This window comes from Streptomyces sp. NPDC056734 (assembly GCF_042790455.1).
Classification (GTDB): domain Bacteria; phylum Actinomycetota; class Actinomycetes; order Streptomycetales; family Streptomycetaceae; genus Streptomyces.
Genome location: NZ_JBHTZD010000030.1, coordinates 1 through 24,395, shown reverse-complemented (window position 1 = coordinate 24,395; position 24,395 = coordinate 1). Strand labels below are relative to the sequence as shown.

At 72.5% G+C, this 24,395-nt stretch carries 23 protein-coding genes and 1 pseudogene; 12 read left to right on the top strand and 12 right to left on the bottom strand.

Annotated features, from left to right (window positions below):
* Positions 1–66 precede the first annotated feature (66 nt).
* The 6 genes and pseudogenes from ACFRFC_RS33315 to ACFRFC_RS33290 form a co-directional block, all read left to right on the top strand.
* Positions 67–1,467, top strand: a complete 1,401-nt coding sequence (locus ACFRFC_RS33315) for a polyketide synthase (protein ID WP_382692514.1) — start codon at positions 67–69, stop codon at positions 1,465–1,467.
* Between the two features lie 257 nt (positions 1,468–1,724).
* Positions 1,725–2,846 (top strand): monodechloroaminopyrrolnitrin synthase PrnB family protein, encoded by a 1,122-nt coding sequence (locus ACFRFC_RS33310; protein ID WP_382692515.1) that lies wholly within the window; start codon positions 1,725–1,727, stop codon positions 2,844–2,846.
* Positions 2,843–4,126, top strand: a complete 1,284-nt coding sequence (locus ACFRFC_RS33305) for a flavin-dependent oxidoreductase (protein ID WP_382692516.1) — start codon at positions 2,843–2,845, stop codon at positions 4,124–4,126. Before ACFRFC_RS33310 ends, ACFRFC_RS33305 begins: the two co-directional genes overlap by 4 nt.
* The gene (locus tag ACFRFC_RS33300) at positions 4,123–4,773 is read left to right on the top strand and encodes a DsbA family protein (protein WP_382692517.1); all 651 of its coding nucleotides are present in this window, start codon (positions 4,123–4,125) and stop codon (positions 4,771–4,773) included. The genes ACFRFC_RS33305 and ACFRFC_RS33300 overlap by 4 nt, the downstream gene beginning before the upstream one ends.
* A complete protein-coding gene (gene trpC, locus ACFRFC_RS33295) occupies positions 4,770–5,606 on the top strand; it encodes an indole-3-glycerol phosphate synthase TrpC (RefSeq protein ID WP_382692518.1) in 837 nt (278 codons plus the stop codon). The genes ACFRFC_RS33300 and trpC overlap by 4 nt, the downstream gene beginning before the upstream one ends.
* 102 nt (positions 5,607–5,708) lie before the next feature.
* Positions 5,709–6,590: pseudogene (locus tag ACFRFC_RS33290) on the top strand (IS3 family transposase); the annotation flags it as partial.
* 41 nt (positions 6,591–6,631) lie between these two features.
* Here the strand turns inward: ACFRFC_RS33290 and ACFRFC_RS33285 are convergent.
* Positions 6,632–7,654, bottom strand: coding sequence for a pyridoxal-phosphate dependent enzyme (locus ACFRFC_RS33285; RefSeq protein WP_382692519.1), 1,023 nt, complete (start codon positions 7,652–7,654; stop codon positions 6,632–6,634).
* 175 nt (positions 7,655–7,829) lie between these two features.
* Between ACFRFC_RS33285 and ACFRFC_RS33280 the strand changes: the two genes are divergently transcribed.
* Both ACFRFC_RS33280 and ACFRFC_RS33275 read left to right on the top strand, forming a co-directional pair.
* Positions 7,830–8,585: a DUF6153 family protein gene (locus ACFRFC_RS33280; protein WP_382692520.1), complete on the top strand. Its 756-nt coding sequence runs from the start codon at positions 7,830–7,832 to the stop codon at positions 8,583–8,585.
* Between the two features lie 110 nt (positions 8,586–8,695).
* Positions 8,696–9,355, top strand: coding sequence for a DUF305 domain-containing protein (locus ACFRFC_RS33275; protein WP_382692521.1), 660 nt, complete (start codon positions 8,696–8,698; stop codon positions 9,353–9,355).
* Between the two features lie 105 nt (positions 9,356–9,460).
* Here ACFRFC_RS33275 and ACFRFC_RS33270 read toward each other — a convergent pair whose 3' ends face one another.
* The 11 genes from ACFRFC_RS33270 to ACFRFC_RS33220 all read right to left on the bottom strand — a co-directional run bounded on the left by ACFRFC_RS33270 (position 9,461) and on the right by ACFRFC_RS33220 (position 19,177).
* Entirely contained in the window at positions 9,461–10,219 is a 759-nt protein-coding gene (locus ACFRFC_RS33270; protein ID WP_382692522.1) for a GntR family transcriptional regulator, read from the bottom strand.
* A 182-nt stretch (positions 10,220–10,401) separates the two neighbouring features.
* Complete coding sequence (gene deoC / locus ACFRFC_RS33265) at positions 10,402–11,115, bottom strand: deoxyribose-phosphate aldolase (RefSeq protein WP_382692523.1); 714 nt, start codon at positions 11,113–11,115, stop codon at positions 10,402–10,404.
* A 69-nt stretch (positions 11,116–11,184) separates the two neighbouring features.
* Entirely contained in the window at positions 11,185–11,640 is a 456-nt protein-coding gene (rbsD, locus tag ACFRFC_RS33260) for a D-ribose pyranase (protein ID WP_382692525.1), read from the bottom strand.
* A gap of 83 nt (positions 11,641–11,723) precedes the next feature.
* Positions 11,724–13,268, bottom strand: a complete 1,545-nt coding sequence (locus ACFRFC_RS33255; RefSeq protein ID WP_382692527.1) for a sugar ABC transporter ATP-binding protein — start codon at positions 13,266–13,268, stop codon at positions 11,724–11,726.
* Positions 13,268–14,305: a substrate-binding domain-containing protein gene (locus ACFRFC_RS33250; RefSeq protein WP_382692529.1), complete on the bottom strand. Its 1,038-nt coding sequence runs from the start codon at positions 14,303–14,305 to the stop codon at positions 13,268–13,270. Before ACFRFC_RS33250 ends, ACFRFC_RS33255 begins: the two co-directional genes overlap by 1 nt.
* A gap of 116 nt (positions 14,306–14,421) precedes the next feature.
* Positions 14,422–15,459, bottom strand: a complete 1,038-nt coding sequence (locus tag ACFRFC_RS33245; RefSeq protein ID WP_382692531.1) for an ABC transporter permease — start codon at positions 15,457–15,459, stop codon at positions 14,422–14,424.
* On the bottom strand, positions 15,456–16,331 hold the full coding sequence (locus ACFRFC_RS33240) for a ribokinase (RefSeq protein ID WP_382692533.1): 876 nt from the start codon (positions 16,329–16,331) through the stop codon (positions 15,456–15,458). Before ACFRFC_RS33240 ends, ACFRFC_RS33245 begins: the two co-directional genes overlap by 4 nt.
* A 264-nt stretch (positions 16,332–16,595) precedes the next feature.
* Positions 16,596–17,252 (bottom strand): hypothetical protein, encoded by a 657-nt coding sequence (locus tag ACFRFC_RS33235; RefSeq protein WP_382692535.1) that lies wholly within the window; start codon positions 17,250–17,252, stop codon positions 16,596–16,598.
* A gap of 227 nt (positions 17,253–17,479) precedes the next feature.
* Positions 17,480–18,412: a rod shape-determining protein gene (locus ACFRFC_RS33230; RefSeq protein ID WP_382692536.1), complete on the bottom strand. Its 933-nt coding sequence runs from the start codon at positions 18,410–18,412 to the stop codon at positions 17,480–17,482.
* Positions 18,409–18,762 (bottom strand): TraR/DksA family transcriptional regulator, encoded by a 354-nt coding sequence (locus ACFRFC_RS33225; RefSeq protein ID WP_382692549.1) that lies wholly within the window; start codon positions 18,760–18,762, stop codon positions 18,409–18,411. Before ACFRFC_RS33225 ends, ACFRFC_RS33230 begins: the two co-directional genes overlap by 4 nt.
* A gap of 94 nt (positions 18,763–18,856) precedes the next feature.
* A complete protein-coding gene (locus ACFRFC_RS33220; RefSeq protein WP_382692551.1) occupies positions 18,857–19,177 on the bottom strand; it encodes a TraR/DksA family transcriptional regulator in 321 nt (106 codons plus the stop codon).
* Positions 19,178–19,634: 457 nt separating this feature from the next.
* Between ACFRFC_RS33220 and ACFRFC_RS33215 the strand changes: the two genes are divergently transcribed.
* From ACFRFC_RS33215 to secD, 4 genes are all read left to right on the top strand, one after another.
* The gene (locus tag ACFRFC_RS33215; RefSeq protein WP_382692553.1) at positions 19,635–20,633 is read left to right on the top strand and encodes a sensor histidine kinase; all 999 of its coding nucleotides are present in this window, start codon (positions 19,635–19,637) and stop codon (positions 20,631–20,633) included.
* A gap of 67 nt (positions 20,634–20,700) precedes the next feature.
* Entirely contained in the window at positions 20,701–21,411 is a 711-nt protein-coding gene (locus tag ACFRFC_RS33210; protein ID WP_382692538.1) for a response regulator, read from the top strand.
* 14 nt (positions 21,412–21,425) lie between these two features.
* The gene (locus tag ACFRFC_RS33205; protein WP_382692540.1) at positions 21,426–21,830 is read left to right on the top strand and encodes a hypothetical protein; all 405 of its coding nucleotides are present in this window, start codon (positions 21,426–21,428) and stop codon (positions 21,828–21,830) included.
* A gap of 93 nt (positions 21,831–21,923) precedes the next feature.
* Positions 21,924–24,395: protein translocase subunit SecD (gene secD / locus ACFRFC_RS33200; protein WP_383112677.1), on the top strand; the 2,472-nt coding region annotated here is incomplete at its 3' end.

Here is a 24,395-nt window from a genome sequence, read left to right as displayed (position 1 = left end):
CACCCGTTGCCGGGCACATCAGCGGCCCGGCAACGGCTCATCGGTCGACACACAAGGGGGGAGACAATGCCGGGCCACATCGGTTCGCGCGAGGACGGAACAGGGGCAGTACCGATCGCCGTGATCGGGATCGGATGCCGGTTGCCCGGAGCCCACGGGCCCGGCCGGTTGTGGGAACTGCTCGCCTCGGGCGGGGACGCCACACGATCCGCACCCGCGGACCGCTTCGCGGCGGGCACGGTCCTGCCGCCTGGCGGGCGGCGCGGGGGGTTCCTGGACGACGTCGAGCAGTTCGACGCCGGTCGCTTCGGCATCCCGGACGAGGAAGCCACTGCCATGGACCCGCAGCAGCGGCTGCTGCTCGTCACAGCCTGGGAGGCGCTCGCCGACACGGGGCACGACCCGCGTCGGTTCGCCGGCAGCCTTGCAGCCGTGGTGGTCGGCCAGTCGGGCGCCGACCACTGGGAACGCCTGCGGGCGGACCGGAACACCGCGCCGACCCTCGTCGAACTGGTGGGCGGGCACCAGCGGGCCATGCTGGCCGGCCGGCTCTCCTTCCACCTCGGCCTGCACGGGCCCAGCATCACACTGGACTGTGCGCAGGCCACCTCGCTGGCCGCGATCCACCTCGCCTGTGTCCAGCTACGCGCGGGCGAAGCAGACCTCGCCCTGGCCGGCGGTGCAAATCTGCTGCTCGGTATGGCCGCGACCCAAGCGTTCGAGCAGGCGGGGGTGCTCTCCCACGCGGGACGCTGCCGCTTCGGGGACGCGATGGCGGACGGGTTCGTCCGGTCCGACGGCGTCGGGGTCGTCGTACTCAAACGGCTCGACCGGGCCGTGGCCGACGGGGATCCGGTGCGCGCGGTGATCCTGGGTGGTGCCATGAGCCACGACGGCGCCACCGAGAAACATGTCACAACCCCGTCCCGCGACGGACAGAAACGAACCATGCGCGGTGCCTACAGAAACGCGGGCGTGGTTCCGGGCGAGATCGGATACGTCGAGGCGCACGGCACGGGCACCCGCATCGACGCGGTCGAACTCGGTGCCCTCACCGAGGTGCTGGCTGAGGGCCGCCCACCCGGCCGACCCTGTCTCGTCGGCTCCGTGAAGACCAACATCGGCCATTGCGAGGCCGCCGCCGGGGTCGCGGGCCTGATCAAGACGGTGCTGTGTCTGGAGAACGGGCAGGTGCCCGCCAGCCTGCACTTCGAGACTCCGTCACCGCTCGTCGACTGGAACCGCCTCCCCCTGCGGGTGCCCACTTCCCCGCAGCCGCTGCCCATCCCGGCGGACGGGCTCGCACTCGCGGCCGTCAACGGCCAGGGCATGGCGGGGACCAATGTGCACCTGGTGCTGCGCCAGTGGGCCGGACCAGGCCACCGACCGGGCCCCGGGCAGGACCGGCGGCAGGACTGCGGCGAGGAGGCGGCGCGGGCACCCGGTCGGCGTACCACGGCGCCGTAGCGCGCCCCGCCCACCCCTCCGCCAGGCCCGCGGGCCCCGCCCGCTCCCCCCATGTCCTGGCGCGCGAGCCCATTTCCGTTGCTCCGTAACACGGTTGCTCTGCTACTTCTCCACCCCCTTCTTCGCCTCATCCGCTCCTCGCCGCGCCGACCGCGTCGCCCAGTACCGGACGACACGGTGTGCCCGCATGCCTTCCGGCAGCCGCCGGCCAGTGTCCGGAGCGATGACCCATCTGATGACTCCCCTTGGAGACTGTGATGACCCGCAATTACGACATCGATCTCGGCAGTTCGATACGCACGGCGGCGATCCGGGAACTGGACCCGCTCGCCGCCGACAGAGCCCTGTCCGATCTGCGAATCCAGAACGAACGCGCCGACGTGGCCGCCCTGGTGGCCGCCCTGCGCCTGCTGGTGCCCGCCCTCGACGACGTCGCCGCTTACTCCACCGAGACCTGTGTGGCGGCCATGCGTGATCTGGGCATGTTCCTCGGGTCCATCAAGCGCCACGGTGCGGAGCCGGTGCCCCTGGTACCGGAGGTCGAGCGGGTGCTGGTGGAGCTGGGACGGCGCACCGACATGGTGCCCCGGGACACCGTGCACCACTACTGCACCTGGAACCCCTCCGGAGGCCGTCAGCGCATGTACACCGGCGACATCCAGGAGGCGTATCTCCAGGAGTCGGTGCGGATGGTCTTCCCTCATCTGCGCGAAGGGCTGGAACTCGCCGAGCGGCTGAGCCGGACCGAGGTGGACGAGCCCAAGTTCGCGGCACTGACCGATGAACTCACCACCCATATGGAGACGATGGTCCTGTCCATCAACATGGTGGTGGCCAACGTCGGCCCCGAGTTCTTCGCCCGCGATCTGCGTGCCTACTTCGAGGAGATCACCGTCGACGGGCGGGTGCTGCTGGGGCCCGCCGCAGCGCAGGTACCGCTGTGGCTGATCGACCAGGCCATCTGGGCGGCCGACAACAGCGAGCCGGAATACGAGGAGTTCCTGCGCGACTCGGTGCCCTACAGCCTGCCTCGCTGGCGTGAGCTGTACGGTCGCTGGACGGGCATCCCGTCGGTGGTGACCCGGCTGGTGGCCGCCTATGGCGACGACCCGGAGGGCGCCGAGCGCAGGATGCCGTATCTGCGGCAGTCCACCGAGGCCCTGGCCCGGCTGCTGCGGGTGATCACCGTCTTCCGTGGCCGGCATCTGGGCATCGCCCGCAAGGCGTACGACGCGGACCTGCGGCTCTACCCCGTGGGCAGCGGCGGCGCGAGCGTCGATCTGCTGCGCCAGATCATCGACCTCACCCGGGCCACCTCCCAGCTCACCCGGCGCCCCCATGGCCCGGCCGCCGGCAGTCCCGACCGGAGGTCGGCATGAGCGTGCTGATCGCGGGCGGCGGCATCGGCGGCCTGACCACGGCACTGAGCCTGCACGCCGCGGGGGTTCGCGGAGTACGGGTCCTGGAGGCGGTGCCGGAGATCCGGCCGCTCGGCGTGGGGTTGAACATCCTGCCCAACGCCGTCCGGGAACTCGCCGAGCTGGACCTGCTGGACGAGTTGCTGGAGGTGGCCCTGCCCACCGGGAGCCTGAGCTACTACAACCGCCACGGCCAGCTCATCTGGCGGGAACCGCGCGGGGAGGCGGCCGGGTACCGGTGGCCACAGCTGTCCGTGCACCGCGGTCGGCTCCAGGCCGTGCTGGCACAGGCGGTACGGCACCGACTCGGACCCGGCTCCCTGGTGACCGACGCCCAGGTACAGGGGTTCACCCGGCGTGCGCACGGCAGGGTCGAGGTGCGGGTGGAACATCCGGCCGCCGGGGGGCGGAGCCTGGCCGTGGCGGACGCGCTGATCGGCGCGGACGGCATCCACTCGCGGGTGCGGGCCTGTCTGTATCCCGGCGAGGGAGCACCGCCGTGGAACGGGCTCGTGGTGTGGCGCGGCACCACTGTGGCCCCGCCGTTCCTGGACGGCACGTCGATGATCATCGCGGGGGACGACCGGCGACGGGCGGTCGTCTATCCGATGTCCCCGCCGACGGGCCCCGAAGGTGCGGTCCTGATGAACTGGGCCGTGGCGCGCGCGGTCGATCCGGGGACAGAGATCGCGGGCGCCGACTGGAACCGGGCCATCGCCCCGCAGACATTCCTGCACCATTTCGCGGACCTGGCGTTCGACTGGCTTGACGTCCCGGCCCTGATCAGCACCGCCCGGGAGGCGTACGTGTACCCCATGGTCGACCGTGATCCGCTGCCCCGCTGGACACAAGGGCCCGTGACCTTGCTCGGTGACGCCGCCCACGCCATGTATCCGATGGGTTCCAACGGCGCCACCCAATCCATCGTCGACGCCCGGGTACTCGCCCGCGAGCTGGCCCTGAAGGACGACATCCCCGCCGCCCTCACCGCCTACGAGGCCGAACGCCTCCCCGCCCTGACCCGGATCCAGGCCAGCACCCGGCGACGCGGCCCCGAGGTGGTCATCGACTTGGCCCATGAACGTGCCCCGGACGGCTTCACGAAGGTGACCGAGGTGTTTCCCGGCGACGAACTCGCCGCCGTCTCGGCAGAGTTCGCACGACTGGGCGGTTTCGACCCGAGTACGGTCAACAGCCGCCCCTCCCTGGCCGTCCCGACCGGTGCCGGAGGCCCGCGATGAGAATCGACATCTGGTCCGATGTGTCCTGCCCCTGGTGCTACATCACCAAGCGCACCTTCGAGCTGGCCCTGTCGGCGTCCGGCCGCGACGACGCGCATGTGGTACTGCATCCGTACCTGATTGACGGTGAACACCCCGCCGAACCCGTCCCGATGTTGACGTGGCTGGCCGACAAGTACGGCGCCGAGCGCGCCGCGCTCATGGACCAGGAGGTCACGGCCGCCGGACCCCGCCACGGCATCGCCTTTCGCAACGCCACCGGCTTCGCCGTCAACACCTTTGACGCACACCGGCTCCTGTGGTGGGCGGGCCGCACCCTCGGACGCCCGGTGCAGAGCCGGCTGGAGGATCTGTTCTTCGCCGCCTGCTTCACCCACAGCGCCGATCTCTCCGACCATTCCGGGCTCCTTCGGTATGTGGAGCGGGCCGATGCGGGCCGCGACCGTGCCGCCCGGGTGCTCGGCTCCGACGAGGGGGTGGCCGAGGTACGTGCGGAGCTGGCCCGGGCCCGCGACCTGGGCATCACCACCGTGCCGCGCCTCGCGTTCGGCGGCGGGCCGGTGATCGAGGGCCCGCAGCAGGACCCGGCGGTGTTTCTGCGGGCCCTGGCAGGACCCACGGCGACGCCGTCGCGAGGTGGGCGATGACCGTGCTCGACGAGATCCTTGAAGGCGTACGGGAGGACCTCGCTGCGCGGCGCCGATCAGTTCCCCTGGTTCAGGTGCGTGAGCAGGCCCTTGCAGCCGGGCCGAGCCTCGACGCCGCGGCGCTGCTGCGCTCTCCGGCCGGATTGCGGGTGGTAGCGGAGGTCAAACGGTCCAGCCCGACGCTCGGCCGACTCGCCCCGATCGGCGACCCCGCGACTCTCGCCGCGGGATACGCCGACGCGGGCGCGGCGGCGATCAGCGTACTCACGGAGGGACGCCTCTTCGCCGGTTCGCTGGCCGACCTGGACGCCGTGCGCGACGCGGTACGGGTGCCGGTGCTGCGCAAGGACTTCGTCGTCGAGCCGTATCAGGTGTGGGAGGCCCGAGCACATGGCGCGGACCTGGTGCTGCTCATCGTGGCGACGCTCACTGGCTCACGGCTGGTCGAACTGCTGGCCACGGCGGGCGAGGCCGGGCTCACCGCGCTGGTCGAGGTGCACGACGAGACGGAGGCCGAACGGGCCATGGCCGCCGGGGCACGGCTGATCGGCGTCAACGCGCGGGATCTGCGCACGCTGCGGATCGACGCTGAGGTGTTCGGCCGCGTCGCCCCGGGGCTGCCCGCCGACATGGTGCGTATCGCGGAGTCGGGAGTGCGCGGCCCGGCGGACGCGGCACGCTACGCCGCGCTGGGCGCCGACGCGATCCTGGTCGGCACCTCGCTGGTCACCGACGGCGACCCGGCCGCGGCGGTCCGGGCACTGATCGCGGCGGGACGAAGCAAGGCACCGACCCGGAACGCGGGATTCGGGTCCGGCCCAGGGTCCGCGTGACCGGGCCGCTCCTTCGTCCGGTGTGGGAGGGCATTGCGCGGCTCCCGCATCTTGAACCGCCCCGTGTCAGGTAGAGACTCGATTCCATGTAGGGATTGAGTCATGGCACGACCCTCCCGTTACCCGCTTGAGCTGCGCCGTCGCGCGGTGCGCATGGTCGCCGAAGTCCGCGGTGACCACCCGAATGAGACAGCCGCCTTGCAGGCGGTCGCGGACAAGCTGGACATCGGTTCCCGCGAGACGCTGCGGAACTGGGTGAAGCAGCAAGAGATCGACGCGGGGTCGCGGCCGGGGACGACGACGGAGGAGTCCGCCCGGCTCAGGGCGTTGAAGAAGGAGAACGCCGAGCTGAAGCGGGCGAAACGACATGCTGAAGGCCGCGGCGAGTTTCTTCGCGGCCGGGCTCGACCGGCCACTGCCTCGCTCGTGGCGTTCATCGACGAGCACCGGGACCGCTTCGGCGGGGTCGAGCCGATCTGCAGGACGCTCACCGAGCGCGACTGCAAGATCGCCCCTTCCACCTACTACGCCCACAAGAAACGTCTCGGAGCGCCCTCAGCCCGTTCCGTGCGCGACAAGGAGCTCAAGGAGCGGATCCAGAAGGTCTGCACGTCCAACCACCGTGTCCACGGGGCCCGTGAGATCTGGCGCGAGCTGAAGCGGCAGGGCCACGAAGCAGCCCGCTGCACCGTCGAGCGCCTCATGCGCGAGATCGGCATCCAGGGCGCGGTGCGCGGCAAGCGCGTCATCACCACGATCCCCGGCGGGCAGGCCGGGCGGCCCCCCGATCTCGTCGACCGCAACTTCGTCGCTGCCGCCCCGAACCGGTGCCGGGTGGCGGACTTCACCCATGTAAAGACATGGTCCGCGACCGTCTGCGTCGCGTTCGTCGTGGACACCTTCTCCCGCCGGATTGTCGGCTGGTCGGCGGCCACCGTGAAGGAGACCGTCTTCGTCCTGGACGCTCTGGAGATGGCCATCCGGCAACGCGACCGGGGGCGGGCGCGTCCGGCAGCCGCAGGCGTTCATGAACGTTTCCGGCACTCCTCCCCGGACAGCTCAGCGCCCTCCCCGCACAGCCGCGCGAAGCGTTCCGCGTCGATGTTGCCGCCCGAGACGATCACCCCGATCCGGCCCGTGAGCGGGGCCGTGCGCCCGGCGAGCAGCGCGGCCAGCGGGGTCGCGCCGCTGGGCTCGATGACGATCTTCAGCCGTTCGAAGGCGAACCGCATCGCCGCGCGGATCTCGTCGTCGCTCACCAGCGCGATCTCGTCCACGAGACGCCGGTTGATCGAGAAGGTGAGTTCGCCCGGTGTGTGCAGGGCCTGACCGTCGGCGATCGTGCGGGGCACGGGGATCTCGATGCGCCGCCCCGCCTCCAGGGACCGCCTGGTGTCGTCACCGGCCTCCGGCTCGACGCCGATCATCCGGATGCCGGGGTGCAGGGCCTTGGCGATGGTCGCGCTGCCCGCGATCAGCCCGCCCCCGCCGACGGGCGTGAGCAGCGCGTCCAGCTCGCCGGTGTCCGCCAGGAGTTCGAGGGCGGCGGTGCCCTGTCCGGCGATGACATGGGGATGGTCGTAGGGCGGGATGAGGGCGAGTCCGCGCTCGGCGGCGAGGGCCTCGCCGATGGCGATCCGGTCCTCGGTGTAGCGGTCGTACGGGACGATCTCGGCGCCGTATCCCTCGGTGGCCGCGCGCTTGGACGCGGGCGCGTCCGTGGGCATCACGATCACGGCGGTGGTGCCGAGTTCTCGGGCGGCGAGGGCGACGGCCTGGGCGTGGTTGCCGGACGAGTACGCGGCGATGCCCCGGGCCAGTTGCGAGGGCGTGAGCCGCGAGGCGGCGTGGTAGGCGCCGCGGAACTTGAACGCGCCGGCCCGCTGGAAGTTCTCGCACTTCAGCAGCACCTCGGCGCCGACGAGGGCGTCCAGGGTGCGGGAGCGCAGGACGGGGGTGCGATGGGCGACGCCGTTGAGCCGGGCGGCGGCGGCGCGGATGTCGTCGGGGGTGACGGGAGTGACGGGGAGGGGGCTGGTGTCGGTCACGGGTGGTCTCCCTCGGGCGTCGGGGTCGGGGGGTGGTGGTGGCGGGTCCGGGCTTGGTCCCGTCCGTCGGGTGTGGGTGAGCCGGTGACACCCTACGGACCTCACCCTGCGCCGATCGGGCCCTCCGGCGGGGCGCCGCCCGCCCCCGGCGCACGCGGCCTCTACTATGGCCCCCGTGACCAGCACCCCGCAGCGAACCAGCCGACGCCCCTTTGGGCGTGCGGTGCTGCTGCTGGTGTTCGCGGTGCTGGCGGGGGTGCTCGCCATGCATGGGCTGGTCCCGGGAGGCGTGCCCGCGTCACACACCGAGCATGAGACCACCGCCGCCCAGCCTCTCCAGGAGACCGGCACGGCTACCCTCGCCCAGCCCGTCCAGACGGGCACGGCTACCGCCACCCGGTCGGTCCAGGGGACGGGCGAGATCGCCGCCACCCGGCCACTCCACAACACCGGCGGGGCGACCGACGTCCGGCCGGTCCAGCGGACGGGCGAGCCGGTGCGGCAGACAGGCGGCGATACGGTCGCCCGGCCGTTCGAGCAGACCCGCGCGATGACCGCCCCCGAGCCGGTCCAGCAGATCCGCGCGATGACCGCCACCCACCCGGTCCAGCAGATCCGCGAGATCCCCGCCCAGCCGGTCCCGGAGACCCGTGGGCATGGGGCCGAGGCCGGGCCCTCCCCCACCGCCCCGGCCCCCCACGAAGTCCACTGCACGTGGGCCACCGGCGGTGACGGTGGGTCCGGGCATGCGCGGCACGCCGATGTCACATGTGCCGCGAGCGGGGTCTCGACCTCGTACGCCACTCCCGCCCTCGCGCCGGCCCTCGAACCGGCGGCCTCTCCGCTGGTGCCGCCCGGCCGGGCCGCCGTCGCCACGGACAGCGGGCGGGCGCCGCCCGATCTGGCGCAACTGCAACTCCTGCGGATCTAGAGACACCCGCACGGCCTCCCCCGCCCAAAGGGGCGCGGCTGCCGTGCTCCGGTCTGTCTCCACATCCCCTCGCGCCCGTAGTGGCGCGCAGCACAAGGAGTTCCAGCAGCATGACCGCACACCGTACGTTCTTCCGCCGTGCCGCGATGGCGGCCGGCACCGCCGGCGCCGCCTTCGTTCTGGCCGCCTGTGGATCCGGGGACGGCGACGCCGGTTCCTCCGCGCACGGCGGCCACGACGAGGGCAGCGCCTCGGCGTCGGCCTCGGCGTCGACCTCGGCCGAAACGTCCGCGTCGGCCTCGCAGGGCGAGCACAACGCCGCCGACATCGCCTTCGCGCAGGGCATGATCCCGCACCACCGGCAGGCCGTGGAGATGGCCGACCTGGCGGCCACCCGGGCCGGTTCCGAAGAGGTCAAGGCCCTCGCCGAGGAGATCAAGAAGGCGCAGGACCCGGAGATCGAGACCATGTCCGGATGGCTCACCGCCTGGGGCGAGGAGGTGCCCGCCGCGGACGCCGGTCATGACGGGCACGACATGTCCGGGATGATGACCGACGACGAGATGACCGATCTGGAGTCGGCGTCCGGGCAGGCGTTCGACACCGCGTTCCTGACCCTCATGGTCAAGCATCACGAGGGCGCGGTGGAGATGGCCGGGGCGGAGAAGCAGGACGGCGCCTACCAGCCCGCGCTGGACCTGGCGGACGCCGTGATCTCCTCCCAGTCCGCCGAGATCGAGCGGATGAACGAGATCCTGGGGAAGGGCTGATCCCGTCCTCGGGGGGCGGGGCCCGGCCCCGCCCCCCGAGGCTCTCAGCCCGGCCCCCCGAGGCTCTCAGCCCGGCCCCCTGGGGCTCAGGCCCCGCCCTGGGGCTCAGCGGCGCAGCAGCAGCGAGGTGACCCGCAGCCGGCCGCTGTGGATCCAGACGTCCGAGTACTCCACCGGCCGGTCGTCGGCGAGATAGGTGACCTGCTGGAGGTACTGCACGGGCGCGCCCTCGCTCAGCACCAGGGCCTCGGCGACATCGGCGGGGGCCGCCTCCGCGCTGAAGGTTCGGCGGGCGGTGGCGATCTTCAGCCCGTAGGTGCCCTCCAGGACGCCGAAGAGGCTGGACGTGGTGAAGTCGACCTCCTCGATGCCGGGCGCGAGATCGGTGCGTACGAAGTTGAAGAGCAGGGCGACCGGGCCCTCACCCGTGCTGCGGACCCGGACCAGGCGCAGCACCCGGGTGCCGGGGGTGACGTCCAGCAGGGCGGCGACGGGCCGCGGCGGGACGATCAGCGAGCACTCGCGCACCGAGGTGGTGGTCACCACGCCCTGGCTGGCGAAGTCCTCGGAGAGGGTGCTCAGCTTCTGGGCGATGGCGGGCTCGATGGTCGTCGAGGTGACGAACGTGCCGCGCCCGCGCACCTGCCTCAGCAGGCCCTCCTCGATCAGGGTGGCCAGGGCCCGGCGCAGGGTGCCGCGGCTGACGCCGAACTCGTCGGCCAGTTCCAGCTCGCTCTTGAGGCGGTAGTGCGCCGGCCACTCACCACTGGCGATGCGCAGCCGGATGTGTTCCGAGATCTGCGCGTGGATCGCCGTGGGGACATCACGCTGGATCTCCGGAAGTCCCCCATTGTCGGCCGTCACGTTCGTCGTGTCTCCTTCTCGGGCTGCTCGGGCTGCTCGGACTGCTCGGACTCGTCGGCTGCTCGGGTCTTCGTCAAGGACGGGTGCCGCTCCGGGCGGGTGACACCGTGCCCCGGCCACGGTAGTCGGCCGGGGCACGGCAACGGCGGCCGGTCAGGTGACCGCCGGTCGGGGGACGCCGGTCAGTAGCTGACGGTCGACGCGTCACCGGTGTCGGTGATGATCGCCAGACCGGCGCTGGTGCCGAGCAGCGAGGCACCCGCGCGCAGCAGCTCCAGGGCCTGCGGGTAGGTCTTGATGGCCCCCGACGCCTTCACCTTGACCCCGTCGCGGGCCCGGTCGACAAGGTAGCGAACGCTGGTCGGGTTCGCCGTCTCGATCTGTCCGCTGCTGGCGTTCTTGAGGAAGGCGACGCCGGCCTCCATCGCGAGTTCGACGGCCGCCTCCTTCTCGGCGTCGGTCAGCAGCGGCAGTTCCAGCATCACCTTGACCGGCCCGCCGAAGGCACGGACCACGCCCGCGATGTCCTCGCGGAAGTCGTCGTAGCGCCCGCTCTTGAGCCAGCCGAGCTGAACGCCGATGTCCAGCTGGTCCGCGCCGAGCCGGGCGATCTCGGCGGCCTCGGCGGCCTTGCCGGCGCTGGTCATCACGCCGACGGTCGGGAAGTCCAGGGCGGAGGCCAGCTCCACCCCGGTGCCGCGCAGTTCGGCGGCCACGACGGTGATCCAGGAGGCGGGCACCATGGCGGCGTTGAACCCGTGGGTGATCGCCTCCTGGGCATGGGCCACCATGGCGTCGCGGGTGGCGTCCGGGTCGATCTTGGTGTGCTGGACGTAGGGCGCCAGCTGGGCCGGCGTGAGGTCGAGGGCAACCGCGGTGGCGGTGGTTTCGGACACGGAGTGATCTCCTCGTGGTGCGATGTGAGTGAGTGGGGGGAGAAAAAAAGGGGGGTGGGGGGTGGGGGCTCAGACCTTGGTGGCGTACTGCTCCGGTACGACGACACCCTCGCCGCCGAACCAGCGCGGGGCGTCGACGCCGCAGTACAGGCCGATGTTGCCCCAGGGCTCGAAGGCCCCGGTGCGGACGACGACCTTGGCCTCGCGGGCCAGTTCGCCCAGCACCTCGGCGTGCGTGCGGGTGCTGAACTCGGCGTCGGAGAACCGGTGGCGCAGCCACTTGTCGAGGCGGGGGTTGTGGGAGGGGACGTCCTCGGCCCGGACCACGCCCTCGACGACCAGCTCGTCCGCGATGAGTCCGAGGACCGTACGCAGGTCGGGCAGGTTCTCGGCGAGGGCGAGGTCGATGCGGTGTGCGTCGCGGGGCACGGGGAAGCCCGCGTCCACGACCAGCAGCAGATCGGTGTGGCCGAGGGTGGCCAGGGCACCGCTCAGTTCGGCGTTGAGGATGCCGGAGCGTTTCATGGCGGGTTGCCTTTCTCCAGAGGGCTGAAGACTGGGGGCTGAGGGATTGGGGGCTGAGGGATTGAGGGCTGAGGGCTGAGGTGCTACGCCGCGGCGGGCGTCGCCCCCGTGGCGAGGGTCATGATCGATTCCTCGGTGGCCTCGTCGGTTGCCACGACATCCACCAGCCGGCCTTCGCTCATCACCGCGATCCGGTCGGTGAGGGTGAGCAGTTCGGGCAGGTCGGAGGAGGAGCAGAGGATCGCCAGCCCCTCCTCGGCGAGGGCGAACAGCTGGGCGTAGATCTCGGCCTTGGCGCCGATGTCCACGCCTCGGGTCGGCTCGTCGAGGATGAGGACACCGGGGTTGATGGCCAGCCAGCGGCCGAGGACGGCCTTTTGCTGGTTGCCGCCGGACAGGCTGGTGATGGGCTGGCCCATGGTGGCCGTCTTGACCCGGAGCCGTTTCGCCTGCTCGGCGGCGCGGGCGTCGAAGGCGCGGCGGCGGATCAGGCCGAGGCTGCTGAACGCCTTGGTGGTCAGGGCGCCGACGTTCTCGCCGACGCTCATGGTGGTCAGCAGGCCCTGGGCGCGGCGCTCGCCGGGCACGAACGCGAGCTTGCGTTCGACGCTGGCGATGGGGTCGCGTTTGTCGTAGGGCTTGCCGAGGAGTTCGACGGTGCCGCCGGTGCCGCGGTCGCCGCCGAACAGGTTGTGCAGCAGCTCCACCCGCCCGGAGTCGGGCAGCCCGGCCACGCCCAGGATCTCGCCGGGGCGCAGCTCGAAGGAGACCCTGTGGTGCCGGCGTCCGCTCAGCTCCCGTACCTTCAGGGCCGGTTCGAGCGCCGGGTCGGCGGGCTGCCCGGCACGCCGGGTGAACTGGCCCAGCTCGCGGCCGACCATGGCGGCCACCGCTTGGTCGGGGGTGGTCTCCGCGCGGCGCCAGGAGGCGACATGGCCGCCGTCGCGCAGTACTTGGATGTGGTCGGCGAGGCGGAACACCTCGGGCATCCGGTGGGAGACGTAGAGCATGGTCGTCCCGGCCGACTTGAGCCGGTCCATGAGGGTGAACAGACGGTCGGCCTCGGCGGGGGTGAGCATCGCGGTCGGCTCGTCCAGGATCAGCACCCGGCAGCCCCGGGCGATGGACCGGGCCACCACGATGAGCTGCTGGGTGGCCAGGTCCAGGGTGCGGACCGAGGCGTTCGGGTCCAGATCGAGGTCGAGTTCGGCGAGGAGTTCGCCGGTGCGCTCCAGCATCCGGCGGCGGGAGGGGAACCAGCGGTGGCCGGGCTCGACGCCGCTCAGCACGTTCTCGGCGACCGTGCGGTCGGGCAGCAGCGACAGTTCCTGCGGGACGATCGCGACGCCGTGCCGGCTGAGCACGGTGGCCGGGTCGTACGCGGTGACCGGCTCGCCGAAGACGGTGACCGTGCCGTCGCTGGGCGGCTGGAGGCCGGCCAGGATCTTCAGCAAGGTCGACTTCCCGGCGCCGTTCTCCCCGAGCAGGGCGGTGATCTCGCCCGCGGGGACGTCGAAGGAGACCTCGCGCAGGGCGCGTACCGGGCCGAAGCTGCGGGACAGGCCCCGGACGCTGACGGCGCATCCGGCGGTGGGCGGTGCCCCTGAGGGGTGAGCGGCGGTGGTCATCAGTCCTCCACGGCGGCGGAGTCGAGGTTGTCGGCGGTGATGAACTGGGCGCCGGTGTCCACTCCGGTGATCTTCGTGCCCTTGGTGAGGAAGTCGTTGAGCACCTTCACCGCCTGGTAGCCCTGCTCGGTGGGGTTCTGGCTGATGGTGAAGTTCAGGACGCCCTTGTCGATGTACTCGGCGGTCTGGGTGAGCAGGTCGAAGCCGCCCATGGTGATGGCGTCGGCCTGGCCGGACCCGGCGACCCACTTGGCGGCGGCCGTGGTCGAGCAGCAGTCGAGCCCGGCGACGGCGACGACCCCGGTCTTGCCGGACATGGTCGACTCGACGGTGTTGTAGGCCGCGTTGGGCTCGTTGCCGACGTTCACCGGGCCGACGATCTTCAGGCCGCTGCCCTCCAGGCCCTCCTCGAAGCCGCTGAACCGGTCGTGCGACCAGCCGGCTCCGGTGTCCACGGAGAACACCACGACCGACTTGCCGTTGACGTCCTGGTCGCCCAGGTCCTTGCGCAGCTGCTCGGCCTGGGCCTTGCCGGAGCCCTTGAGGTCCTGGCCGACGAAGCCCATCTGCTCGGAGTCGGGGTTGTCGGTGTTGAAGGAGATGATCGGGATGCCGGCCTTGTACGCCTGGCTGATCACGGGCTTGAGGGCGTCGCTGGAGGCGGAGGAGACGGCGAGTCCGTCCACGGCCTTCTGCTGGATCAGGGTCTGGATCTCGGAGACCTGCTTGGCGGCGTCACCACCGGTGGGGCCTATCAGCTGGACGTCGGCGCCCAGTTCCTCGCCGGCCTTGTCCATGCCCGCGCCGATCGGGGTGGCGAAGGCGAGGGACGGGTCGTGGTAGCTCAGCTTGATCCGCATCGGCTTGTCGTCGTCGACGCGCTGCTGGATGTGGGAGGCCAGCTTGAAGGAGCCGTCGTCGGAGCCGCTGCCGGAGTCGGCGGAGGTGACGGCGCCACAGCCGGTGAGGGCGAGCGCCAGGGCGGCGGCCGTGGCGGGGGCGAGGGATCTGAGCAGGGTGCGGGTGCGCGGGGACATGGTGACTCCCTTGTCGTGTCCATGGGCTGGCGAGGGCGGGGGAAGTGGGGGCGTGAGCGCGTGGGGGCGTAGGGGGGAGACCGGGACGGCAAGGGCCCGGACCGTGCGGGCCGTCGCTAGGCGCGGGCCTTGCGCCTGCGTTGCCAGGTGTCGGCGGCGACCGCGGCGACGATGACCAGGCCGGTGACGACGGTCTGCCAGAAGGACGAGATGCCCTTGATGTTGAGGATGTTCTGGAGCAGGCCGATGAAGGCGACGCCGATGACGGTGCCCCACATGGTGCCGGATCCGCCGAAGAGGGCGGCGCCGCCGATGATGACGGCGGAGATGACGGTGAGTTCCAGACCCTGGCCGGTCACGCCCTGCACATAGGACAGGAAGGACAGGCCGAGCACGCCCGCGAGTCCGGCGGTGAACCCGGAGAGGACGAACGCGGTGAGCTTGACCCGCTTGACGTTGATGCCGACCAGCCGGGCGGCCTCCTGGTTGCCGCCGACGGCGTACGTGTTGAAGCCGAAGCGGGAGCGGGCCAGCAGGGCCACGCCGATGAGGGCGACGGCGGCGAAGAACAGGAACTGCATCGGGATCACCCCGAACAACCGCCCCTGACCGAGGAGGTTGAAGTCGGCGACGCCGGGCTGCGAGGAGCTGAGGGAGATCGGGGCGCCGTCGGAGATGAGCAGGGCGACACCGCGGAAGACGCTGAGCGTGCCCAGGGTGACGATGAACGACGGGACGCCCAGCAGCACCACGGCCAGTCCGTTGAGCAGTCCGGCGAAGGCGCCGACGGCGAGGCCGACGAGCATCGCGGCCATCCAGCTCCAGCCGTCCGAGATGAGCATGCCGGTGGAGATGGCGGACAGCGCGTACGTCGAGCCGACGGAGAGGTCGATCTCGCCGTTGAGGATCACGAAGGTCACGCCGACGGCCATGATGCCGATCTGGGCGATCTGCTGGCCGACCGAGAGCAGGTTGTCGGACGAGGCGAAGGTCGGCGAGAGCCCGGTGCCCAGCAGGAACAGCAGGACGAGCGCGGCGAAGACACCGGCCTCCCGGGCGTGCAGCAGCCGGCGCAGGGCGTCGGGTGTCCGCCGGGCGGACTCGGCGGCGGGTGGCGCCGCGGTGGTGGGGGGCTTCGAGGTCGTCGAGGTCACGAGGCATTTCCAATCCGGGCGTTCAGCTGGTCTCTGGTGGGCAGGGCGGGGACGACGCCCGCGATCGTCACGGTGTGGGCGCCGGCGGCCGCGGCGAAGGCAGCGGCCCCGTCGAGGGGCTTTCCTTCGGCGAGGGCGACGGCGAGTGCGGCGGTGAAGGAGTCCCCGGCGCCGGTGGTGTCGACCACCGTCCCGGCCGGGTGCGGGGGTACGTGGGTGATGCCGGACGCCTCGGCGATCAGGGCGCCGGCGCCGCCCCGGGTGAGGATCGCGGCGCCCAAGGTGCGCTCGCGCAGGGCGCGGACCAGGTCCTCGTCGCCGAGTCCATGACCGTCGGCGAGGCCGAGGAGGACGGGGGCCTCGGTCTGGTTCGGCATGATCACATCGATCAGCGGCCAGCAGTCGTCGGGGAGCGGCCGGGCGGGCGCCGGGTTGAGCACGGTGCGGGTGCCGGTCTCGCGGCCGATGCGCAGCGCGGTGACCACGGCGTCCTCGGGGATCTCCATCGACACGACGAGGATGTCGGCGGCGGCGATCTCGGCGCGGAAGCCCTCGACGGCGGCGGCGTCCAGTTCGTCCAGGGCGCCGGGCGCGATGGCGATGCGGTTCTCCCCGGAGGGTTCCACCAGGATGAAGCCGACCATGGTCGGGGCCTGGGCGGTCACCACCTGCCCGGCGTCGACGCCCTCGCGCCGCCACAGCTCGCGCGCCGCGCGGCCGAAGTCGTCGTCGCCGACGGCGGTCAGCAGCGCGACCTCGGCGCCCAGCCGGGCGGCGGCGATGGCCTGATTGCTGCCCTTGCCGCCGGGGCCCGGGTCGAACACGCCGCCCGAGACGGTTTCCCCCGCGACGGGAGCCTTGGGGAGCCTCATGGTGAGGCCGGCTCCGTAACTTCCGACAACCGCGATCTTCATCGGCACACCGCTTTGTGTAGGGACAACCATGGACATGCGAGAGCGTAGGTATAGGGATGTCCATAGTCAACGGTTTGCGGTGAGGGGAATTTTCGGTGTCTATTTCGGACCTGCTCAGACAGGTCCCGACAGATCCCGACAGATCCGGAAAGGTCCATAGAGGCCCAGACAGGTCCGGCAATGGGGTCCGGTGGGTCGCGCGGGCCCGGCAGCGGGCCGGTGTCAGCGGTACGGGGTCCAGCGCGGGGCCGTCTCCGCCCAACGGGCGTCCCACGCGGCGAGATTGCGCCGCCGCAGCGCGCGAGCGACGACGACATGGACGCCGTAACCGGCCAGGGCGACCGCGAGGAACGCCAGCAGTGCCCAGCCGGCGGTGCGGCTGCGGATCTCGTCGGCGGTCATCGGCGGCTCGGTGAGCGTGCCGTCCGTGGTGACCCAGACGCGGACGGGGCTGTCCGCCGGCAGTCCGGGCAGGACGTCGGTGGTGCCGGTGCGGACGCCGCCGTACGGGGCGGTGAAGCGGACCTCGGCCGGGTAGCGGGAGTGCCGGGCCTCGTCGGAACCGGGCTCGGGATGGCCCGGGACGTCATGGACGAGCACGGCGGCGATGTGGTGCCGGGTGCGTTCCTCGCGCTCGGCGGTCGCGCGGTAGTGCCGCTGGGCGGTGTCGCCCGCGAGGAACAGGGCCGCGCCCGCGAGCAGCGGCACGAGCAGCGCCAGCGCTAGCGCGATCCGGGCTTCGAGCCGGTCGGTACGGCGGCGCAGGGGGTTGCGGCGCCAGCGCCAGAAGGCGACGGGCCGGACGGGGGGACCGGGCTGGTCGGGGGGACCGGGCCGGTCGGCGGGTGGGGGCTGGGCGGGGGGTATGTCGCCTGACACGGGGCCTCCTTGCCGTGAAGGGTGATTGACGGGCCGTCAGTCGCCTTGCGGGGAAGGGCGCTTCGGGGGGGCGTGCGGTACGTCCGTCGGTTGTTGGTTGTCGGTTGTCGGGGGCGGACGCCGGATGTTGGGGGTCGGGCGCCGGGTAAGGGGCCGCCACGGCCGGTGGGGCGCACCTGCCGTGGCGGGGTGGGTGGGGGTAGGAGGAACGAGGAACTACGCGGGGATCAAGGGGAGTGCGCGGCGGTGCCTCTGCCCGAGGGATGGGCGTGCGCGGAGCGCAGGATCCTCGCGGCGCCCCGGATCGCGGCGGTGTGCGGGGCGGGCACCGGCCGCAGGGGTGCGTGCAGGCTGCCGGAGAGCCGGTGGACGACGTCCGGGCGCCGGGCGCCGCCCCCGGCGAGCAGCGCGCCCCGGGTCAGCGCGTCCGCCGTCAGGGACGTACGGTCCTGCCGGAGCATCGAGGCGATCATGGTGACCACCGCCTCGCAGAGGTCCGCCGCGGTGATGTCGCCGTCCAGATCGGTGGTGCCCAGCGCGGTACGCCGGGCGTCGCACACAGCGCCGTCCGCCAGCAGCACCACCTCGGTCAGATGGGCGCCGAGGTCCACGACGAGCAGCGGCAGCGACAGATCCACGTCGGCGGCGAGCGCGACGGCCCGTGCCGTCGGGACGGTCAGCACCGCGCGCGGCCCCAGCACCTGCACGGCCGTGCGGGCCCGCTCCCGGTACGCCGGGCCGTCCAGCACCGGCGCGGTGAGCACCACCAGTGGCCGGGTCAGCCTCGGCAGCCGGTCGCCGAGCAGCCGGTCGAGCATCCGGGCCGTCCCCGGTACGTCGACGATGGCACCGCGCCGGATCGGATACAGCGCGCCGGGGAACGTGACCGTCGGCACGTCGAGCACCAGCCCGCGCCCGGCGACCCACACCCGGGTGCGGGCACTGCCCAGGTCCAGTGCGAGGCAGCAGCAGGGGCGGCACAGGGGGTGGGTGCGGTGGTGCGGGACGGCGGGGTCGGCCGGGGGCGGGCCGATCAGGCTCGGAAACCCGGTCGTGGGGCTGTCCGGGGATCCGGCCGATGAACCGGTCGATGAACCGGTCGATGAACCGGTCGATGAACCGGTCGATGAACCGGTCGGGGGCATGTGTACGGCGGTCATCGCTCCGCCCCTCGCGCCCCCGGGGGCGTCCCGGTGCCGGGCCCGGCCGTCCCCGCCTCCCGTACCTGCTGGCACCGGGAGCAGTAGCGGGCCTGCGGCACGATCAGGAGCCGTTCGCGGTCGATGGGGCGCCGGCACAGCCGGCAGCCGCCGAAGCGGCCCTCGGCGATGCGGCGCAGGGCCGCCTCCACATCGGCGAGCACCATGCGCGCGGAGGCGGCCAGCTTGACCTGCACCTCGTTCTGTGCCGGGGAGCGGCGGCCGCGCAGATACTCGGCGCGGGGCGCCGCCGCGATCTGCCGGAGCTGCTCCTGGCGGAACAACCGCTGTTCGCGCAGGTTCTCCTGCATCGCGGCGAGATCCTCGGGCGACAGGGGGGCGACGGCACGGCCGCCCGCGGTCCGATGGTTCACGTGCGTCACCTCGTACGATCGCGGCGGCCGGTCAGCCGGCCGCGTGACGCTGGCAGGTGATGCAGTACCGGGTGTACGGCAGGATCTCCAGCCGTTCGGCGGCGACGGGCTTGGCGCAGCCGACGCACCGCCCGTAGGAGCCGTCCGCGACCCGGGCGAACGCCTCGTCGATCTCCGTGAGCACCCGCCGGATCGCCTCGGCCTGCACGGACAGCAGATGGTCGTCCGCGCTCTGCCCGGTACCGTCGAGCGCGCGCAGCTGGGCCAGCCGGGTGTTGCGGGCGTGTTCGAGCCGCTGCTGGGCCTCGTGCGTGGTGGGCCCGGCGGGCCGGGCATCGGCGTGGGGTGTCACGGGACGGGAACCGCCCGGGGAGGCGTCGGGCCGGTTGCCGGTCCGCGGGGTGTCGAGCGCCACGGTGGCTCCTCTCTCAAGGCGCGTTACGCGCAGCAACGGCCGTCCGGCCCGGCGCCCCGTGGTCCGACGACCACGGGCACTCGCCGAACCGGACGGCCTGATGTGCCTCCACTGTGCCGGGCGGCGCTCGCGGTGCCCATCGGGCGTGGACCCCATTTCCCGGGGATCGCGATGACCACACGGCGATGCGGCGCGGCCGCCCATTGGGTGGGCGTGACCTGCGAAATTGGGTGGGGCGTGACCGGCGAAATGGGGGCTGGGCCCCATCGACCGGCGGGCGCGGGAGAGGGAGGCTGGAAGGTGGGCCGATCGTAGGGGCCGGCAATCGAGCGGACCTCCGCCGGTCGTGCAAGGACCGGCGGAAACAGGAAAGGACCGGAAGGGGATGCACCCGGTGTCGCTGTTCTGGCGGATCTTCGGGCTCAACGCGCTGGTGCTGGGCACGGCCACCGGGCTGTTGCTGTGGGCGCCGGTGACCGTCTCCGTGCCGGTGCTGCTGACCGAGGCGTTCATCCTGGTCGGCGGTCTCGGGGTGATGCTGGTCGCCAATGGCGCGCTGCTGCGCTGGGGGCTGGCCCCGCTGGACCGGCTGACCCGGCTGATGGGCACCGTCGATCTGCTGCGCCCCGGTCAGCGGCTCCCGGTGCCCGGCGGTACCGGAAGGCGCGAGGGCACCGGGAACAGCGGCGGCGGGGGCGAGGTGTCCGAGCTGATCCGGACGTTCAACGCGATGCTGGACCGGCTGGAGCACGAGCGGGCCACGTCCAGCGCGCGGGCGCTGCTGGCGCAGGAGGCGGAGCGCCGCCGGATCGCCCAGGAGCTGCACGACGAGGTCGGACAGGGCATGACCGCGATCCTGCTGGTGCTCAAGCGGGCCGCCGACGACGCCCCGGAGCCGCTGCGCGGGGAGCTGCACCAGGTGCAGGAGATCACCCGGGCGAGCCTGGACGAGGTACGGCGGCTGGTGCGGCGGCTGCGGCCCGGGGTGCTGGAGGATCTGGGTCTGGTCAGTGCGCTGACCTCGCTGACCCAGGACTTCGCGACCCACACCGGGCTGCGGGTGGTGCGCCGCTTCGACGCCGAGCTGCCCGCCCTGGAGCCGGAGACGGAACTCGTCCTGTACCGGGTGGCCCAGGAGAGCCTGACGAACACGGCCCGGCACGCGGACGCCACCCGGGTGGAGGTGGGGCTGCGCCGGGCCGGGGAGGCGGTGGTGCTGGAGATCACCGACGACGGCCGGGGTATCGAGGCGGCCTGTGAGGGCGCCGGGATCCGCGGCATGCGGGAACGGGCGCTGCTCGCCGGGGCGGCCCTGGACATCTCCTCCACGCCGGCCACCGGCACCCGGATCCGTCTGACGACCCCCGTACCCGCCCTGAGGAAGCCGTCGTGACCGCCCCCGCACCCACCCCCAGAACCCGTCCCCGAATCCACCCCGCCCTCGGAAAGCAGCCATGACCATGCCCGACCCCACCCGGACCGCGCGGACCGCGCCCGTGGCGACGCCCGCCCCGGCCCCGGCGCGTCCCATCCGTATCCTCCTCGCCGACGATCACGCCCTGGTCCGCCGGGGTGTGCGGCTGATCCTGGACCGGGAGCCGGATCTGGAGGTGGTCGCCGAGGCCGGGGACGGGGCCGAGGCGATCGAGGCGGCCAGGAGCCAGGAGATCGATCTCGCCGTCCTGGACATCGCCATGCCCCGGCTCACCGGCCTCCAGGCCACCCGCGAGCTGAGCACCCTGGTACCGGGCCTGCGCATCCTGATGCTCACGATGCACGACAACGAGCAGTATCTGTTCCAGGCGCTGAAGGCCGGGGCGTGCGGCTATGTGCTGAAGTCGGTGGCCGACCGTGATCTGGTCGCCGCCTGCCGGGCCGCGATGCGCGACGAGCCGTTTCTGTACCCGGGCGCGGTCACCGCGCTGATCCGCAGCTATCTGGACCGGGTCCGGCACGGCGAGGAGGAGCCGGGGCAGGTGCTGACCCCGCGCGAGGAGGAGGTGCTCAAACTGATCGCCGAGGGGCATTCGTCGAAGGAGATCGCCGAGATCCTCTTCATCAGCGTCAAGACCGTGCACCGCCACCGGGCCAATCTGCTGCACAAGCTCGGGCTGCGGGACCGTCTGGAGCTGACCCGGTACGCCATCCGCGCCGGGCTGGTCGAACCCTGACGCCCGCCGCGACCATGCTCCCGCACATCCCCGTGACCCCGGCCGCCGGTCACCGCCTCGCGGCGGCCCTCGGCGCGCTTCTCGCGCTGCTGCTGGCGGTCCTGCCCACGGTCACGCCCATCGGTCCGGCGCCGGGTCCGGCCCCGACCGCCACGGGCGCCGTCCACCGCACGGACTCCGGTCAGCGTGCCGACGAGCCGTGCGGCACCGGGTGCGCGGCCCAGGCCAGGGGGGCACGATACGACCATCTCGGGGAGCGTCCGTCCCCGCCTGACCACCAGGCCACCACCCCGCGCACCACCAGCGCCGCCCAGGCCACCGGCGTCCACGCGTCGGCCCGGTCGGCGCCCCTTCCGCTCTCCCCCGGCCCGGCGGCGCAGCACCGCGGCCGGGCGCCTCCGGCACCTCCCGGCAGCTGACTCACACCCCTTCTCCCTTTTCCTTCCGCGTCGGCGGCCCGGCATCCGTGTGCCGTGCCGTCGTGCCGCGACCTGCCTGCCGGAGGCTGTTCCGTGAAACGCCGTAGCCATGCCCAGCGTCTGCGCGCACTGCTCGCCCTCGCCGTGCTCGCCGCCTCGCTGGCGATCGCCCTCACCGTGCCGGTCCGTCTGGGGCTCGATCTGCGCGGGGGCACCCAGATCGTGCTGGAGACCCGTTCCACCCCGACCACCGAGGCCGACCGGGCGGCCACCGACCGCACGCTGGAGGTGCTGCGCGGCCGTATCGACGCGCTCGGCGTCGCCGAACCCACCCTCGTCCGCTCCGGCGACCACCGCATCATCGTGGAACTGCCCGGAGTCCAGGACCCGGAGCAGGCCGCCGAGGTCCTGGGCCGGACGGCGCAGCTCACCGTGCACCCGGTCCAGGGCGCGGCGCCCCCGGCCACGGAAGCCACCCCCCCCCCTGCCACCTCCCCCGCCCCCACCGACGAACGCACCCTCCCCGACGAATCCGGCCGGCGACTCGACCTCCAGCCCGCCGCCCTCACCGGCCAGGACGTGAAGGGCGCCGAGGCCCGCTTCGATCCGCAGAGCGGCGCGGGCTGGACCGTCACCGTCGACTTCAGCGACGGCGGCCAGGACCGCTGGACGCAGGTCACCGCGCAGGCCGCGTGCTACCCGGCCGGGGATCCGCAGCGCCGGGTGGCGATCGTGCTGGACGACAAGATCATCTCCTCGCCGCAGGTCGACCCCTCCGTGCCGTGCGGGACCGGCATCCCCGGCGGCTCGACACAGATCACCGGTTCCTTCGACGACACCGAGGCCCGCGAACTGGCCCTGCTCATCTCCGGCGGCGCCCTGCCCGTACCGGTGGAGACCATCGAGCAGCGGACCATCGGCGCCACCCTCGGGGACGCGGCGATCTCCGCCGCCGCGTGGGCGGCGGTCGTCGGCACCGCGCTCACCGCGCTGTTCATCATCGTCGTCTACCGGCTGCTCGGCCTGCTCGCGACCATCGCCCTGGCCTGCTACGGCCTGCTCTCCTACGCCGCCCTGGCCGCGCTCGGCGCGACGCTGACCCTGCCCGGTCTCGCCGGGTTCGTGCTGGCGATCGGCATGGCGGTGGACGCGAACGTGCTGGTCTTCGAGCGGGCCCGCGAGGAGCACGCCGCCCGCAGCAGGCCCAGCCCGCGTTCTGCGCTGACCGCGGGTTTCCGGGGCGCGTTCAGCGCGATCGCGGACTCCAACGTCACCACGCTGATCGCGGCGGGCCTGCTGTTCGCCTTCGCGTCCGGGCCGGTGCGGGGCTTCGGCGTGACCCTCGGCATCGGTGTCCTCGCCTCCATGGTGAGCGCGCTGGTGATCACCCGGGTGCTCGCCGAGTACGCGGTGGACCGCGGGGCCGTCCGCCGCAGGCCCAAGATCACCGGGATCGCGCACCTGGGCTGGGTCCGGGAACGGCTGGTGCGCCGCGACCCGTTCCTGATGCGCCGGCCGCGCCGCTGGCTGGCCGCGTCCGCCGTCGCCCTGGTGCTGGCCGGCTCCGGCATGCTGGTCCGGGGCCTGGACTTCGGCATCGAGTTCACCGGCGGCCGGCTCATCGAGTACACCACCAGCTCACCCGTCGACCCGGACCGCGCCCGCGCCGCCCTCGCCGACGCGGGTGTGCCCCGCGCGGTCGTCCAGTCCTCCGGCGACAGCGCGGTGACGGTCCGGGCGGAGGATCTCAGCGACGCCGACGCGGCCACGGTCACCGAGACCATCGGCTCGCTCGGCGGCGACGCCGACAAGGTCCGGGACGAACTCATCGGCCCCAGCCTGGGCGAGGAACTGCGCCGGGGTGCCCTCATCGCCCTGGGCCTGGCTCTGGGCGCCCAGTTGCTGTATCTCTCGGTCCGGTTCCGCTGGACGTTCGCCGCCGGGGCGGTCGGCGCGCTCGCCCATGACGTGGTCATCCTGGCCGGGATCTTCGCCTGGCTCGGCAAGCCCATCGACGGGCTCTTCCTGGCCGCGCTGCTGACGGTCGTCGGCTACTCGGTCAATGACTCGGTCGTCCTCTTCGACCGCATCCGCGAACTCCTGGCCCGCGACCGCACCACACCGCTGCCCCTCCTCACCAACCGGGCGATCCTGCAAACCCTCCCCCGCACGGTCAGCACCGGCATGGGCGCGGCCATCATCCTCACCGCCCTGGCCGTCCTGGCCAGCGACGCCCTCACGGACTTCGCCCTGGCCCTGCTGATCGGCCTGGCGGTCGGCACGTACTCCTCCGTCTTCACGGCGTCCCCGCTCACCATCGTGCTGCACCCCCGAGGGAAGGGAAGCGGCGACCGCAAGACCCGAACGAGCACCGCGCCCCGGACGGCGAGCGAGAACCGGCGGCGGGAGGGGAGCGCCGCGAAGGAGAACCGGCGGCCGGAGCGGAGCACCACGAACGAAAACCGGCGACCGGAGCAGAGCACCACGAACGAAAACCGGCGACCGGAGCAGAGCACCACGAACGAAAACCGGCGACCGGAGCAGAGCACCACGAACGAAAACCGG

Excerpts from the sequence above, each read along its gene's own strand:
- ACFRFC_RS33310 (WP_382692515.1), top strand. The coding sequence starts at position 1,725 with ATGACCCGCAATTACGACATCGATCTCGGCAGTTCGATACGCACGGCG.
- ACFRFC_RS33300 (WP_382692517.1), top strand. The coding sequence starts at position 4,123 with ATGAGAATCGACATCTGGTCCGATGTGTCCTGCCCCTGGTGCTACATC.
- ACFRFC_RS33240 (WP_382692533.1), bottom strand. The coding sequence starts at position 16,331 with ATGAGGCTCCCCAAGGCTCCCGTCGCGGGGGAAACCGTCTCGGGCGGC.
- ACFRFC_RS33250 (WP_382692529.1), bottom strand. The coding sequence starts at position 14,305 with ATGTCCCCGCGCACCCGCACCCTGCTCAGATCCCTCGCCCCCGCCACG.
- ACFRFC_RS33305 (WP_382692516.1), top strand. The coding sequence starts at position 2,843 with ATGAGCGTGCTGATCGCGGGCGGCGGCATCGGCGGCCTGACCACGGCA.
- ACFRFC_RS33210 (WP_382692538.1), top strand. The coding sequence starts at position 20,701 with ATGCCCGACCCCACCCGGACCGCGCGGACCGCGCCCGTGGCGACGCCC.
- ACFRFC_RS33205 (WP_382692540.1), top strand. The coding sequence starts at position 21,426 with ATGCTCCCGCACATCCCCGTGACCCCGGCCGCCGGTCACCGCCTCGCG.
- ACFRFC_RS33275 (WP_382692521.1), top strand. The coding sequence starts at position 8,696 with ATGACCGCACACCGTACGTTCTTCCGCCGTGCCGCGATGGCGGCCGGC.
- ACFRFC_RS33255 (WP_382692527.1), bottom strand. The coding sequence starts at position 13,268 with ATGACCACCGCCGCTCACCCCTCAGGGGCACCGCCCACCGCCGGATGC.
- ACFRFC_RS33230 (WP_382692536.1), bottom strand. The coding sequence starts at position 18,412 with ATGACCGCCGTACACATGCCCCCGACCGGTTCATCGACCGGTTCATCG.
- rbsD (WP_382692525.1), bottom strand. The coding sequence starts at position 11,640 with ATGAAACGCTCCGGCATCCTCAACGCCGAACTGAGCGGTGCCCTGGCC.
- trpC (WP_382692518.1), top strand. The coding sequence starts at position 4,770 with ATGACCGTGCTCGACGAGATCCTTGAAGGCGTACGGGAGGACCTCGCT.
- ACFRFC_RS33225 (WP_382692549.1), bottom strand. The coding sequence starts at position 18,762 with ATGCAGGAGAACCTGCGCGAACAGCGGTTGTTCCGCCAGGAGCAGCTC.
- ACFRFC_RS33315 (WP_382692514.1), top strand. The coding sequence starts at position 67 with ATGCCGGGCCACATCGGTTCGCGCGAGGACGGAACAGGGGCAGTACCG.